The organism is Gymnodinialimonas sp. JB5-7, assembly GCF_055693405.1.
The window spans coordinates 40,700-53,289 of the sequence record NZ_JBVFUX010000012.1 but is presented as its reverse complement, the minus strand read 5'-3'; the positions used below and the strand labels follow the sequence as shown (position 1 = coordinate 53,289).

Here is a 12,590-nt window from a genome sequence, read left to right as displayed (position 1 = left end):
ATCGCGCCATATATTGGGCGGGCGCGGCGGGGACAACGCCCAACTGCGCTAGCCCATGCCGGTATCGGATGGGTCGCTGTCGGCGCAGCCATATTGGCGTGTGCCGGGGACTTCGTTGCCGTTTTCATCCTCCTCATACCAGTAGAACCAATCATCATCTGCGCAGAACACGGGCGGGTTGGCCGTTGTGTTGCGTGGCTGTCCGGGTGCGCGCAGGGTTGGGCTGGCGGGGGCGACGTCATCCGGCAGGGCGCGGATCTGCGCTTGGGCCAAGGCAAATGTCGGAGCCATCGGCAGGGCAACCGCGCAGACAAGCGCCGTTGCCCTGCCGATTTTTTGGCGGGCTTTATCCGTCATCGGGCAGGCATTCGGTCTGGATCGTGCCAGGAATTTCGTTCCCGTTTTCATCCTGTTCCCACCATTGGATATAGCCGGCCTCGCCGCAGATGATATCCCATGTGCTTGAGCCGGTGGGCGTTTGTGGGCCTTGGGTGCGGCTGTCCGGCACTTGGCCCGCGGTCAGGCCACGGACGGACGGTTCAGCGGGTTGGATGCGCAAGGTTTGGGCCGAGGCCAGGGCAGGTGTGAGCGCCAGAATAGCGCACAGGGTCAGTTTCGTTACGCGGGTCATCGTGGTGTTCCTTTCGGGTGTTTGGCGATGATCCCGTTTCCCAAGGCCAAGTCTGAGGCCAAGGGGCAACCGGGGGAATGCTGGTATTCCCGACTGGTAAGCGGGGATCCGCCAGAAAAGGCCCGCCGGGGGCGGGCCGGATCTGGGCGTGGCACTTAGCGCCGGATCACGCAGGTGCGTGAGAAGGAGGTGGGGATCGGGTGGCCGTCAGAGTCGACCTCGAATTCCACGACCAATTCGCCGTTGGGGCATTCGTTGGGGGCGGAGTTCGCGATGTAGCCGTCGCCGCCGCCATGGCTGACGGCACCGCCGCCGCCACCACCACCGTCGCCACCACCGGGCGGGGTCGGGGCGAAGCCGCCGGGCTCCCACGGGTCAGGGCCGTTGCCACCGGGGGCGAAGTCGGTGGCGCCATCGAAGGCGATTGCGGGGACTGCCGTGAATACGACAGCGGACGCGATCAGAATATGCGACGCGAAGGTCTTGAGGTTGGTCATTGGAATGCTCCGAATAAAAAGGTGTTTTTGCGAAAAAATAGCTCGCACCCCTTTATACGCGGTGATCACGGCGGCGTGATATGGGGGGTTTCCTGACTGGTCGGCGGGGACTTGCCCACTGGCATTTCGGGTGTCGCTTAAGGCCCGCCCCGGTGGGGCAGGCCGCTTTTGGTGCAGGTAATTAACGCAAAACAACGCATTCGCGAGAGAACGACGTCGGGATCGGGTGGCCGTCTGCGTCCATCTCGAACGAGACCTGCATTTCACCGTTCGGGCAGGGATCAGCAAAGGCTGTGCCGATCTGGCTGTCGCCCCCTGCATGGGTGGGTTGCGCAGCAGAACCGCCGCCATTTCCACCGCCGTTTTGCGGGGGAGCGATGTCGCCCGGCAGGTCGAATTGCGGGCCGGGGTTGAGGTCAGGCGCCTGGATGTCGAGCGCCATGGCAGGCGATGCAAATGCGAATGCGGCGGCCAGAACAGCGAGGGTGCGGGTGGGGAGAACGAAGTGTTTCAAAGTAATTATCCTATATAATGATTTGTATGCCAATAATTTGACGAGGCGGTGTCTACGTCCGTTCACGGAACCGTGAAACTACGGAAATCCTGACACAGAATGGCAGGAGGATGGCTTGAGCCGGATGACATGGGCGCGGGAATCGCGCATCATGTGAACATTACATGAACATCAATAGGGAGTGAGAAGATGAGTCTTTCTGACATCGCCAATACATTGGTCGAGGCGTGCCGCACGCAGAATGAGGCCTCGCTGCTCGACAATCATTACCACGCGGACGCGGTCTCGGTTGAGGCGGCTGATTTCTCGGGCATGGGGCGCGAGACGCAAGGTGTCGACGGCATCAAAGGCAAGCACGAATGGTGGGCCAGCAATTTCGACGTGCATGGTGGCGACGTGCAGGGGCCGTTCCTGCATGGCGAGGACCGCTTTGCGGTGATCTTTTCGATGGATGTCACGGAGAAGGCATCAGGTGAGCGGTCGCAAATGAGCGAGGTCGCGGTCTACCACGTGGCCGATGGCAAGATCGTTCGGGAAGAGTTTTACGGCACCGCCTAGAGCTTGCCCTTGGAGGCGCGCGACAGGCGTTCGACCATATCGGAGGCCTCTTCATTGACCTCCAAAGCGGCGGCGGAGGCTGCGGCCTCCGTCCCGGCGTCGATCGCGAGATCCTCGGGCAGGAGGGTGCGGGTCTGACCCGTTACCAGCAGCGATTCCACCGCGATACCTTCGGCGTAGATGATCTCATGACCGTCAAACACGATCTGATAGCTGTCGACATGGCCGCCGGCCTCACGCACCACTGTGTCGCCGTTGACCAGAAGCTCGGCCTTGACCATGACCTCGGCGCGTCCTGTGCCCAATTCATCGCGGCGCTGCCAGATGAACAGGCGGTGTTGCGGCGACAGACGCAGATCGCGCGAGGTGTTGAGCGTGCCTTCGGTGATGCGCACGGGCGCGGCTGCGCCCACGGCACGGCGGGTCTGGAACCCGATCCAGCGAGATCGGTTGGGGCCCGTGATCACGGGTCAGAAGCATGTCGCCCACGCTGAGCAGTTCGACGGGCACCTGTTTGCCACTGGCCATCGTCAGATGCGTGCCAGCGAGGAAGCTGACCGAGGCGATGTCTGCGAACCGTTCGGGGGCGGAGGCGGTTTCCGTTCCCACCAACTCGTATTCGGTATCCGGCTTGAGATCGGACAGGGGCAGGACATGCAGGCTGTCGTCAGTGCCAGAGGTCAATGTCAGGATCAGGACCTCGACCACCTCACCAGACGGGCCCATCAGCATGTGACAGGCCGAGATGGCGAGTGGATCGCCCGGCCCGCCAACCGCCGACCCATCGGCCACACAGGGCTGATCGCCCGCCCCGGCATCCGAGATCGCAAGGCGTTGCGCGGTGGCGGAGCCGGCCAGACGGTAGATGTCGCCCGGCAGGGCCGCATCCTCCAGCCCGATCCCATCGCCGACATTGGCACCCGAGATGGCGCGCAGGGCGGCAGAGGGGAAGGTTTGAAACCTGAGCAGGGGGGATGGCTGGCCATGTGTATCCTCGGGATCGTGTGCAGACGGTTAGACAAGTGCTGTGGCGGTGGGTCAAGGCTGGTGGCGGGCCTGAGCCGCTGCTAAGGCTTGGGACACGGAATGCAATCGGGGGAGGTCGTTATGGATCTGGGAATTTCTGGTAAGCGGGCGCTGGTGTGCGCCTCATCCAAGGGCTTGGGACGTGGCTGCGCCGAGCAGCTTGCGGCGGCGGGCGTCAACCTTGTGCTGAACGCGCGTGGCGCGGAGGCGTTGGAGGAGACGGCGCAGGCAATCCGCGATGAATACGGTGTTGAGGTTGTAGCGGTGGCTGCTGACATCACGTCGGATGAGGGGCGCGCGAAGGTGCTGGCCGCGGCGGGTGATCTGGATATCCTGGTGACGAATGCGGGCGGCCCGCCGCCCGGCATGTGGTCGGACTGGACGCGCGAGGATTTCATCGCGGCGCTCGACGCCAACATGCTGACGCCCATCGCGCTGATGACCGAGATCATGCCGAAGATGATCGACAAGGGCTGGGGCCGGGTGGTCAACATCACCTCGCAATCGGTCAAGGCGCCGATCCCGCAGCTTGGCCTTTCGAATGCCGCGCGTACCGGCCTGACAGGCTATGTGGCGGGCACGGCGCGGCAGGTGGCGCCGTTTGGGGTGATCGTGAACAACATGCTGCCGGGCATTCATGCCACGGACCGGGCGATCCAGTTGGATACGGGCGTGTCGCAGAAAGAAGGTATCTCGATGGACGAGGCCAAGGCGCGGCGCGCGGCGGCGATCCCGGCGCGGCGCTATGGCACGCGTGAGGAATTCGGGGCGATGTGTGCCTTTCTGTGCTCGGAGCATGCGGGATTCATCGTGGGCCAGAACATCCTGTGTGATGGCGGCGGGACGAATGCCACGATCTGATGGCTGAAAAATTCTCGCTCAAGGACCATTTGTTCAACGCCGAGACGATCGGGCGGTTGGCTGGTGAATTTTCGGTCCTGCCCGGCTTTGACGCGGAGGGGTTCGCGGCGGACGTTCTGGCGGGCTTTGAGGGGCGTGAGCTGCTGGAGCGGTTGGAGTGGATGGCCGATTGCCTTGAGCCGCGGCTGGCGTCGGATTTCCCGACAATGGCCGATCAGCTTGAGGCGGCGATGCCGGAGCGGTTGGACCCCAACTTGCGCGACGACGATTTCGGGCATTTCATCCATGCAGTGCCCGGCATTCTGGCCGTGCGGCATGGGTTGGAAGACCATCGCGACCGGGCGCTGGATCTGCTGGAGCAGGCCACGCAGCGGTTTTCGATGGAGTTCTACATCCGGCCCTTCCTGAACCGTTGGCCCGACGAAACGATGGCGCGGCTGGCGGTCTGGGCGGGCCATGAGAACTACCATGTGCGGCGTTTGGTGAGCGAGGGCACGCGCCCGCGCCTGCCCTGGGCGAAGAACATCACGATTGATCCGATGGCGCCGCTGCCGCTGCTGGACCGGCTGCACGCTGACCCGGCGCGGTTTGTGACGCGGTCGGTCTGCAACCACATGAACGACCTGAGCCGTGTGGATGCGGCCCGCGTCATGGATGTGATCGACGGCTGGCGCGTGCTGGGGCAGCAGGACGCGAAGGAGCTGAAATGGATGACCAGCCACGCGCTGCGGACGTTGATCAAGCAGGGTGACGCGCGGGCGATGGAGATGCTGGGCTTTTCGGCGGATGCGGAAGTAACCGTGGATCGGCTGGAGATGGTGCCGCCCGATCCAAGGATCGGCGACAAGGTGGTTGTGGAGATCGAGCTGTCGGCGGCGGCGGAGGTGCCGGTTCTGGTGGATTATTCCATCGGCTTCACGCGGCCCTCAGGCGCGGTGAGCGACAAGGTGTTCAAGGTGAAGCAGGGTGTGGTGAAGCCCGGCCAGCCGTTGAAATTGAAGAAGACGCAGGTTTTCAAGGGCGATGCTACGACTTACGCGCTGGTCGCGGGGCCACATGAGCTTTCGCTGATGGTGAATGGGGTGGTGTGCGACGTGCTGGGGTTCGAGTTGCGCGGGTAACGTGCTACTGAAAATGACCCGAATCCTGTGACCCTTGCCGCAGTCAATAAACCAAAACCGGTGTGATCGCGAGAAGGGCTACGCAGATCAGGAATGAGCGGACCAGCCATTTGTCTTTTTCCGCATATTGGTTGCTGAGAATCCGTCCAACAGTATTGGAATCCATGATTATCAGAACAATGACCCGAAGGGCGAGGAGCAGGCCACCTGCGAGGGTCAAGAAGGGCAGTATCGCGTAGAGCAGTCGCAGAAATGACCAAACGACATCCAATGCGTGCATCCTTGTTGGCCAAACCCCGTTTGCAACTGGGATAAATGATCAATACGGCGATTTTGGGGAACGTTTGTCGGCCTAGTGAAGAGCTGATTTGGTGTAATCGTTTCAATAAAACGGCTGCTGATCTGCGATAGCAAGACCGTTCGTCCGGCCTTCCCCGTCGCTTCGAACCTGTTAGCTGCATTCCCGATTGAAACAATCGGACTTCATCGCCCGTGACCGCCCCCCGCCTGCAAATCGAACATGCCTGCGCCCATTTTGATGGGCGTGAGGTTGTGTGCGGGGTCGACCTGACGGTGCGCGCGGGGGAAATCCTGTGCTTGCTGGGGCCGTCGGGCTGCGGGAAATCCACGACCTTGCGGATGATTGCGGGCATCGATCGCCCCTCGCGCGGGCGTATCCTGGCCGATGGGGAGGTCCTGTCGGATGGCGATATTCACCTGCCGCCGGAGGCGCGGGGTGTGGGGCTGATCTTTCAGGATTTTGCCCTCTTCCCGCATCTGAGCGTGGCGCAGAATATCGGGTTTGGCCTGCGCGGCAGTGGCGTGGACACCAAAAAGCGCGTTGACGAGTTGCTGGAGCGCGTCGATTTGGCGGGCTACGGCGACAAGGCGCCGCATATGCTGTCAGGGGGTGAGCAGCAGCGGGTCGCGCTGGCGCGTGCGCTGGCGCCGCGGCCGCGGATCATGCTGATGGATGAGCCGTTTTCGGGCCTCGATAACCGCCTGCGGGACGGGATCCGGGACGAGACGCTGGCGCTTTTGAAGGAAGAGGGCACCGCGGTGGTGCTGGTCACGCATGAGCCGGAAGAAGCGATGCGCATGGCCGATCAGATCGCGTTGATGCGCGATGGTGGCGTGGTGCAGACGGGCGCGCCCTACAACATCTACACCTCACCCTGCGACAAGGATGCGGCAGCATTTTTCAGCGATATCAACGTGATAACGGGCGACGTTCATGGCGCGTTGATCGACACGGCCTTCGGGCAATTCCTGGCCCCCGGTGTGCCGGATGGCGGCACGGTTGAGATCGTGTTTCGCCCGCAGCATGTGAAGATCGACTTCGACCGTGGCGGCAAAGGGCCGAACCCGACGCCCCAGGATGGCGTGCCGGCGCGCGGCGTTGTGGAACGGGCGCGTTTCATGGGCCATGAAAGCCTTGTCGAATTCCGCATGGATTTCGACGGATCGATGCTGAAGGCCACGGTTCCCAACGTTTTCCTGCCCAAACCGGGGACGGCATTGTGGTTAACCATCCGCCGGGATCGCTGTTTTGTGTTTGGAAACAGAGATTGAGCCCCAGGAAATGCGTTTTTGGGCTTTGATCTGGCGGCCCGAGACCATACCTATGCAGGGGAATTAAAGACAAATGCGCGGCGCGCGCGGGATGTGCGCTTCGCGGAGGGAGAATGAAATGTACACGACACCTTTGTTTATTCAGAACATCGGTCCATGGGGCGCGGTTCTGATTGCCGTTGTCGTTCTGGTCCTGTTCGGGCGCGGCAAGGTTGCCGGTTTGATGGGTGAGGTCGGCAAGGGCATCAACTCGTTCCGGTCGGGCCTGAAGCAGCCGGAAAACGAGATCGAGGATGCCTCGGACGAGGTTGAGGATGCGACCACAGCCGCACGTGACGTGACGCCTGAGGAGCGCTCGGAGCGCGACAACGCGTAACGGATCCTATCCCTTCAAGTGACGGCGGAGGACGGGGTCTATGCCAGACATCGGCATGATGGAAATGCTTGTCATCGGGGTCGTGGCGTTGATCGTCGTGGGCCCGAAAGACTTGCCGAAAATGTTCCGCAAGCTGGGGCAAATCACTGGCCGTGTCCGCAACATGGCCAAGGAATTCTCTAGTGCGATGAACGAAGCCGCCGACGAGTCGGGCATGTCCGAGATGACGAAGGACCTGCGCTCGGCCACCAAATTTGCTAATCCCAAGGCGATGGCCAAGGACATGATGGGCGATATGATGGATGACATCGACCCGTCCAAATTCGAAGAAGGCAGCGCCACGCGCGCCATCGCGGAAAAGAAGGCTGCGGCACAGGCCGCCACCAAGGAACGGATTGCTGCAATGAAGTCGGGTGAGGCGGCTGAAACCTCGGAAGAGCCCGAGGAAGAGCCGCAGGAGCCGGTTTATGCCGCGGACACCGAGGCGCCCGAGGGGCCGGTCAAAGTGATCAAGCCGGCCGATCCGGGCCCTGCCAATGTTGAGCCGGAGCGGTCATGAGCGACACCTCTACCCCGCCTGAAGAAGAGTTGGACGACAGCGCCGCCCCGCTGGTGGAGCATTTGGCCGAGTTGCGGACCCGCCTGATCCGGTCGGTAATGGCGTTTGTGGTCTGCTTCGTGCTGATGTTCATCATCGCCGAAGATGCCTACAATTTCATCCTCGAACCCCTGCGCGGCATCCTGGAGTCGCGCGGTCTGCCGACGCAGATCGTCTACAACGCGCCGCAGGAATACTTCTTTGTCCTGGTGCGCGTCGCCATGATCCTGGGCTTTGCAGCCTCTTTCCCGATCATCGCGCATCAGTTGTGGCGGTTCGTGGCGCCGGGGCTTTATAAGTCTGAGAAGAACGCCTTTCTTCCGTTCTTGTTTGCGTCGCCCTTCCTGTTCGCCCTCGGCGCGTCCTTTGCGCATTTCGTGGTCACGCCACTTGCGATGAACTTCTTCATCGGCTTCTCGGACGTGATCCCGGCCATGACCGCCTTCCTGACCGGACAGGAATATCTGCCGTCTGCTGAAAGTGACGAGTTGCAGACCGTGTTCCTTGGTACGGCCAAGGACTCGCTGGACCTGTCACTGAAGTTCATCTTCGCCTTTGGCCTGTGTTTCCAATTGCCGGTGGTTCTGACCCTGATGGGCAAGGCCGGTTTGGTAAGCGCGGAGGGTCTGGGCAATGTGCGCAAATGGGCGGTTGTGGGTATCCTGACGCTGGCCGCCCTGGTGACGCCGCCGGACGTGATCACGCAGGTGATTCTGTTTGTCGTGGTCTATGGCCTATACGAGATTTCAATCCAGCTGGTGCGTTGGGTCGAGCATTCTCGCAACAAGCGCCTGCGCGAAGAAGGTATTCTGGGCGAGGACGAGACGCTTTGAGCGATCTGCCCGACGGCGCGCTGGAACGCATCGCCGCGGCGCTGGAACGCCTGCGCCCGCCGCCTGCCGCAGCGCCGGATTGGTCCGCAGCGAGCGCCTTTGTGTGGCACGCCGACCCCGACCATCTTGAGCCTGTGGCGCAGGTGAACCGTGTCCCGCTGGAGCTACTGCACGGCATCGACCGGGCGCGCGATACGCTGATGGCCAATACCCGCCAGTTCGCCGAAGGGCTGCCCGCCAACAACGCGCTGTTGTGGGGCGCACGGGGGATGGGAAAATCCTCGCTGGTGAAGGCCGTCCACGGTGCGCTGGAAGGCGATTTTCCGGGCCTGAAGCTGGTGGAAATCCAGCGCGAAGATCTGCCGTCGATTGGGCGTTTGCTGGCGCTGCTGCGCGGCGCGGACGTGCGGGCGGTGCTTTATTGTGATGATCTGTCGTTCAGCCATGATGATCAGCATTACAAGAGCCTGAAAGCGGTGCTGGACGGCGGCGTATCGGGGCGGCCTGACAACGTGGTCTTCTATGCCACGTCGAACCGCCGTCACCTGATGCCGCGGGACATGATCGAGAATGAACGCGGCTCGGCCATCAACCCCAGCGAAGCGGTGGAGGAGAAGGTATCGCTGTCGGATCGGTTCGGGTTGTGGTTGGGCTTCCATGCCTGTGATCAGGATGCCTATCTGACGATGATCCGGGGCTATTGTGACGCGTTCGGCGTCGAGATCTCGGACGAGGATCTGCGGGCGGAGGCCATCGAATGGCAAGCCACGCGCGGCTCTCGGTCTGGCCGGGTGGCTTGGCAGTACTTTACGGATCTGGCCGGGCGGCGTGGGGTGGCTTTGAGCTGAACGGCCCGTCCTCGGGTCATGCGGGTGATTGACCTGGATTGTGGCGTTTCAACTGCGACGGCTGCATTGTGGGGCGGCTGTCACGTTTGCATTTTCATGGAACAAAGATGGACGGGTCGTCGCACCTCTCCTGCGGGGGCGCTTAAGAGCGCTTTGCGTTTGATTTGCATCGCAACCCGCTGCCTCGCGCCGATGGCCCGCGCGGCACGCGATAGGAGTGGCTCAGATAAAACGCAAAGTGCCTTAGCGCGTGGCGGCGCGGATGGCCTGCAACATGGCGTCCGTTTCCGGATCATCGGATAGGGGTGCCGCCGCCTCGGGCGCGTCTTGCTTGGGCACAACAGGGCTGTTGGGGGCCGCATCCTGTGGGTCAGGCCCGGGGGCTGGAGCGGTTTCCGTCCTTGCGGGCGCGACGGCGGAATGCTGTGCGGCGGGCTTTGGCGCAAGATGGGCGGCCTGCGCGGCCTCCATCACCTTCAGCGCGCGCTTGTCCATCATTCGGTGCCAGGCTGCGGGCACCGTGGCGATCATGGCCATGATGGGCATGGAGAAGGGCAAGGTGGGCACCTGCGCCTCGGTATCCAGACGCTCATAGGGTTGGTCGGGGTGCATGTGATGCTCGGAATGGGCGGGCGCGTTCATCATCAGGTAGGACGAAAAGCCCTTGGGCGCGTTCCAGCTGTGGTGGGCGGCGACCGGTTCGGTGCGCCCGTTGGGCAGGATCAGGCGTTGAAGGCCATAGTGCTGCACATAGTCCGACATCAGGATTTGAGCGCCCATGAGTGCGCCAAGGCCGATCAGAACGAGGAGCCCGCCAAGGCCCGCGCCGCTCACGACTGCGATGACGGTCAGCAGCGCGCCGCCGAGCCAGAGCCAATAGGGGTTGGAGATATGGTTCGGGCCACGGCCCTTGCGGTCAAGGCGATCGACCTCCTGCATGATCCCGGCCTCGAACGAGCCGCGCCAGGCACGGGGCAGATAGGCCCAGAAGCTTTCCCCCGGAAGGGGCGTGTTGGGGTCCTGTTCCGTGCCCACAAAACGGTGGTGCACAAGACGGTGTGCCGAGACATGGTGGCCGAAGCCCACGGAGGTGTAGACCGCCGCGCCGAGCGCTTTGAAGAACGGGTTGCGGCGGTGGATCAGCTCATGCGCATTGGGGTGGCTCACCTGGCCGAAGAAGCTGGCCGTGGCGAGAAACAGCGCGATGCTTTGCCCGAAGGTGAGGCTTGCCGACCCCAGAGCGGTGCAGGTGGAGATCAGGACCAGCAGGTGGCCCACGCCAAGCCCGGCGGAGAGGGTGTCGGACCAAGGGACGGTCTCTTCTTCCGGCGCGGGGGTTTTGGGCGGTTCCAGCAAACGGTCAGCAACGGCAGCCACAATCGTCAGCCAGGCCAGCGCTGCCCAAGCAAAACCGCCCCAGGCGGTGCCCGCCAGCAAAAGCAGAAGCATTGGCGGCAGGGTTATGGCGGCGTAGCGGGCGATGACGGGCATCGGGTCGGTCCTTTGGGTCGTGTCTGCGTGCTTGGCACGCGTGTACCACGGCAATCTGGCGAAAGAATGGCGGTTTTGGCGGGCCTTTCCAAGCGCGCTTTCGGGTATTAGGTGGGTTGGGTCAGGCAAAGATATAGGGTGCCCATGTCCTTTTTCCGCAAATTGAAGGATCGCATGTTCAAATCGTCGTCGAAGCTCGACGAGGGGTTGGATGCGATTATTGAGGAGGGTGCAGTCGAGGAAGAGGGTGTAGAGGAGGCGTTGCGCGCGGCGGAGGCTGTGGCAGATCTTCCTGAGCCTGAGCCTGAGCCTGAGCCTGAGCCTGAGCCTGAGCCTGAGCCTGAGCCTGAGCCTGAGCCTGAGCCTGAGCCTGAGCCTGAGCCTGAGCCTGAGCCTGAGCCTGAGCCTGAGCCTGAGCCTGAGCCTGAGCCTGAGCCTGAGCCTGAGCCTGAGCCTGAGCCTGAGCCTGAGCCTGAGCCTGAGCCTGAGCCTGAGCCTGAGCCTGAGCCTGAGCCTGAGCCTGAGCCGGTTGAACCGCCTGCGCCCGTGGAACTGCCCGAACCTGAGCCTGTGCCCGTGGAGGCGCCCGCGCCCGCGCCGGTGGAGCAGCCGATCCCAGAGCCGGACCCGATGCCCGAGCCTGCGCCTGTTGAAATGCCAGCCCCTGCGGTTGACCCGGCCCCCGCGCCTACGCCTGTGGAATTGCCACCCATCAGAATCCGTGGCCCCCGCCCTGACAGAGGCGGAGCCGGCCAAGAAACCCGGCCTCCTCGGGCGGCTTATGGGCCGGACGTCTGAGCCGCGCCGGGCGCTGGATGATGATATGCTAGAGCAGTTGGAAGAGCTGCTGATCACATCCGATATGGGGGTCGATATTGCCCTGCGCGTGACGTCGAACATGGCCGAGGGGCGCTATGGAAAGCTGATGTCTGCCCGTGAAATCAAAGAGTTGCTGGCAGACGAGGTCGCGCGGGTGATGGAGCCTGTGGCGCGGCCCTTGCCGATCTATCCCAAGACGCCGCAAGTGGTGCTTGTGGTGGGAGTGAATGGGTCGGGCAAGACGACGACCATCGGAAAACTCGCCAGCCAGTTCAAGGCGGCGGGCAAAAATGTGGTGATCGCGGCGGGGGATACGTTCCGGGCGGCGGCGGTGGAGCAGTTGCAGGTCTGGGGGAGCGCGCAGGTGTGCCTGTGCTGACCGCGCCTGAGGGCTCGGACCCCGCGGCCCTTGCCTTTGACGCGATGACTAAGGCTGAGGCGGATGGTGCCGATCTGCTGATGATCGACACGGCGGGCCGGCTGCAAAACCGCGCCGATCTGATGGAGGAGCTGGCCAAGATCGTCCGCGTGATCCGGAAGAAGGACCCGGACGCGCCGCATAATACGCTGTTGGTGCTGGATGCGACGACGGGCCAGAACGCGCTGAGCCAAGTGGAACTCTTTGGTAAGATGGCGGATGTATCAGGGCTGGTGATGACCAAACTCGACGGAACCGCAAAAGGCGGCGTGCTGGTGGCCTTGGCCGACAAGTTCGGCCTGCCCATCCATGCCATCGGGGTAGGGGAGCAGATTGATGATTTGCAACCATTTGACCCGCAAGAATTCGCTGATGCCCTTGTTGGGTTTGATCGTTCCTGATCTTTCTCCACACCCCCTGTGGATAA

Annotated in this window: 16 protein-coding genes and 1 pseudogene; 10 read left to right on the top strand and 7 right to left on the bottom strand. The window is 62.7% G+C overall.

Annotation, left to right across the window (positions count from 1 at the left end; all coding sequences use genetic code 11):
- Positions 1-48: 48 nt before the first annotated feature.
- From ACZ1HK_RS07815 to ACZ1HK_RS07800, 4 genes are all read right to left on the bottom strand, one after another.
- Complete coding sequence (locus tag ACZ1HK_RS07815) at positions 49-357, bottom strand: hypothetical protein (RefSeq protein WP_472628221.1); 309 nt, start codon at positions 355-357, stop codon at positions 49-51.
- Positions 347-631, bottom strand: a complete 285-nt coding sequence (locus ACZ1HK_RS07810; RefSeq protein ID WP_472628220.1) for a hypothetical protein — start codon at positions 629-631, stop codon at positions 347-349. The genes ACZ1HK_RS07815 and ACZ1HK_RS07810 overlap by 11 nt, the downstream gene beginning before the upstream one ends.
- A 155-nt stretch (positions 632-786) precedes the next feature.
- A complete protein-coding gene (locus ACZ1HK_RS07805; protein ID WP_472628219.1) occupies positions 787-1,128 on the bottom strand; it encodes a hypothetical protein in 342 nt (113 codons plus the stop codon).
- Between the two features lie 181 nt (positions 1,129-1,309).
- Complete coding sequence (locus ACZ1HK_RS07800) at positions 1,310-1,642, bottom strand: hypothetical protein (protein WP_472628218.1); 333 nt, start codon at positions 1,640-1,642, stop codon at positions 1,310-1,312.
- 189 nt (positions 1,643-1,831) lie between these two features.
- Between ACZ1HK_RS07800 and ACZ1HK_RS07795 the strand changes: the two genes are divergently transcribed.
- Positions 1,832-2,200: a SnoaL-like domain-containing protein gene (locus ACZ1HK_RS07795; protein ID WP_472628217.1), complete on the top strand. Its 369-nt coding sequence runs from the start codon at positions 1,832-1,834 to the stop codon at positions 2,198-2,200.
- Here ACZ1HK_RS07795 and ACZ1HK_RS07790 read toward each other — a convergent pair.
- Positions 2,197-2,667, bottom strand: a complete 471-nt coding sequence (locus ACZ1HK_RS07790) for a Hint domain-containing protein (protein ID WP_472628216.1) — start codon at positions 2,665-2,667, stop codon at positions 2,197-2,199. The genes ACZ1HK_RS07795 and ACZ1HK_RS07790 overlap by 4 nt on opposite strands.
- Here ACZ1HK_RS07790 and ACZ1HK_RS07785 point away from each other — a divergent pair.
- Genes ACZ1HK_RS07785 through ACZ1HK_RS07775 form a run of 3 tightly spaced genes read left to right on the top strand, consistent with a single transcriptional unit; the run spans position 2,660 to position 5,208 of the window.
- Positions 2,660-3,271, top strand: a complete 612-nt coding sequence (locus ACZ1HK_RS07785) for a hypothetical protein (protein WP_472628215.1) — start codon at positions 2,660-2,662, stop codon at positions 3,269-3,271. The genes ACZ1HK_RS07790 and ACZ1HK_RS07785 overlap by 8 nt on opposite strands.
- A gap of 36 nt (positions 3,272-3,307) precedes the next feature.
- On the top strand, positions 3,308-4,087 hold the full coding sequence (locus tag ACZ1HK_RS07780; protein ID WP_472628214.1) for an SDR family oxidoreductase: 780 nt from the start codon (positions 3,308-3,310) through the stop codon (positions 4,085-4,087).
- Complete coding sequence (locus ACZ1HK_RS07775) at positions 4,087-5,208, top strand: hypothetical protein (protein ID WP_472628213.1); 1,122 nt, start codon at positions 4,087-4,089, stop codon at positions 5,206-5,208. The genes ACZ1HK_RS07780 and ACZ1HK_RS07775 overlap by 1 nt, the downstream gene beginning before the upstream one ends.
- A 43-nt stretch (positions 5,209-5,251) precedes the next feature.
- On the opposite strand, the gene ACZ1HK_RS07770 is transcribed toward ACZ1HK_RS07775, so the two are convergent.
- Positions 5,252-5,479: a hypothetical protein gene (locus ACZ1HK_RS07770; protein ID WP_472628212.1), complete on the bottom strand. Its 228-nt coding sequence runs from the start codon at positions 5,477-5,479 to the stop codon at positions 5,252-5,254.
- A 221-nt stretch (positions 5,480-5,700) separates the two neighbouring features.
- On the opposite strand from ACZ1HK_RS07770, the gene ACZ1HK_RS07765 reads away from it, so the two are divergent.
- From ACZ1HK_RS07765 to ACZ1HK_RS07745, 5 genes are all read left to right on the top strand, one after another.
- Positions 5,701-6,780 carry an ABC transporter ATP-binding protein gene (locus tag ACZ1HK_RS07765; RefSeq protein WP_472628211.1) on the top strand — a complete coding sequence of 360 codons (1,080 nt, stop codon included), beginning with the start codon at positions 5,701-5,703 and terminating at the stop codon, positions 6,778-6,780.
- A 118-nt stretch (positions 6,781-6,898) separates the two neighbouring features.
- Positions 6,899-7,156, top strand: a complete 258-nt coding sequence (locus ACZ1HK_RS07760; RefSeq protein ID WP_472628210.1) for a twin-arginine translocase TatA/TatE family subunit — start codon at positions 6,899-6,901, stop codon at positions 7,154-7,156.
- A 40-nt stretch (positions 7,157-7,196) separates the two neighbouring features.
- Positions 7,197-7,715 (top strand): Sec-independent protein translocase protein TatB, encoded by a 519-nt coding sequence (tatB, locus tag ACZ1HK_RS07755; protein WP_472628209.1) that lies wholly within the window; start codon positions 7,197-7,199, stop codon positions 7,713-7,715.
- Entirely contained in the window at positions 7,712-8,587 is an 876-nt protein-coding gene (tatC, locus tag ACZ1HK_RS07750; protein WP_472628208.1) for a twin-arginine translocase subunit TatC, read from the top strand. Before tatB ends, tatC begins: the two co-directional genes overlap by 4 nt.
- Complete coding sequence (locus tag ACZ1HK_RS07745; RefSeq protein ID WP_472628207.1) at positions 8,584-9,435, top strand: ATP-binding protein; 852 nt, start codon at positions 8,584-8,586, stop codon at positions 9,433-9,435. Before tatC ends, ACZ1HK_RS07745 begins: the two co-directional genes overlap by 4 nt.
- 243 nt (positions 9,436-9,678) lie before the next feature.
- On the opposite strand, the gene ACZ1HK_RS07740 is transcribed toward ACZ1HK_RS07745, so the two are convergent.
- On the bottom strand, positions 9,679-10,926 hold the full coding sequence (locus tag ACZ1HK_RS07740; protein ID WP_472628206.1) for an alkane 1-monooxygenase: 1,248 nt from the start codon (positions 10,924-10,926) through the stop codon (positions 9,679-9,681).
- A 144-nt stretch (positions 10,927-11,070) separates the two neighbouring features.
- On the opposite strand from ACZ1HK_RS07740, the pseudogene ftsY reads away from it, so the two are divergent.
- Positions 11,071-12,564, top strand: a pseudogene (gene ftsY, locus ACZ1HK_RS07735) (signal recognition particle-docking protein FtsY).
- Positions 12,565-12,590 lie beyond the last annotated feature (26 nt).

What these genes read in the sequence shown, in the direction of transcription:
- ACZ1HK_RS07780 (WP_472628214.1), top strand. Translation starts at nt 3,308, where the DNA reads ATGGATCTGGGAATTTCTGGTAAGCGGGCGCTGGTGTGCGCCTCATCC.
- tatB (WP_472628209.1), top strand. Translation starts at nt 7,197, where the DNA reads ATGCCAGACATCGGCATGATGGAAATGCTTGTCATCGGGGTCGTGGCG.
- ACZ1HK_RS07805 (WP_472628219.1), bottom strand. Translation starts at nt 1,128, where the DNA reads ATGACCAACCTCAAGACCTTCGCGTCGCATATTCTGATCGCGTCCGCT.
- ACZ1HK_RS07795 (WP_472628217.1), top strand. Translation starts at nt 1,832, where the DNA reads ATGAGTCTTTCTGACATCGCCAATACATTGGTCGAGGCGTGCCGCACG.
- ACZ1HK_RS07775 (WP_472628213.1), top strand. Translation starts at nt 4,087, where the DNA reads ATGGCTGAAAAATTCTCGCTCAAGGACCATTTGTTCAACGCCGAGACG.
- ACZ1HK_RS07815 (WP_472628221.1), bottom strand. Translation starts at nt 357, where the DNA reads ATGACGGATAAAGCCCGCCAAAAAATCGGCAGGGCAACGGCGCTTGTC.
- ACZ1HK_RS07810 (WP_472628220.1), bottom strand. Translation starts at nt 631, where the DNA reads ATGACCCGCGTAACGAAACTGACCCTGTGCGCTATTCTGGCGCTCACA.
- tatC (WP_472628208.1), top strand. Translation starts at nt 7,712, where the DNA reads ATGAGCGACACCTCTACCCCGCCTGAAGAAGAGTTGGACGACAGCGCC.
- ACZ1HK_RS07760 (WP_472628210.1), top strand. Translation starts at nt 6,899, where the DNA reads ATGTACACGACACCTTTGTTTATTCAGAACATCGGTCCATGGGGCGCG.
- ACZ1HK_RS07740 (WP_472628206.1), bottom strand. Translation starts at nt 10,926, where the DNA reads ATGCCCGTCATCGCCCGCTACGCCGCCATAACCCTGCCGCCAATGCTT.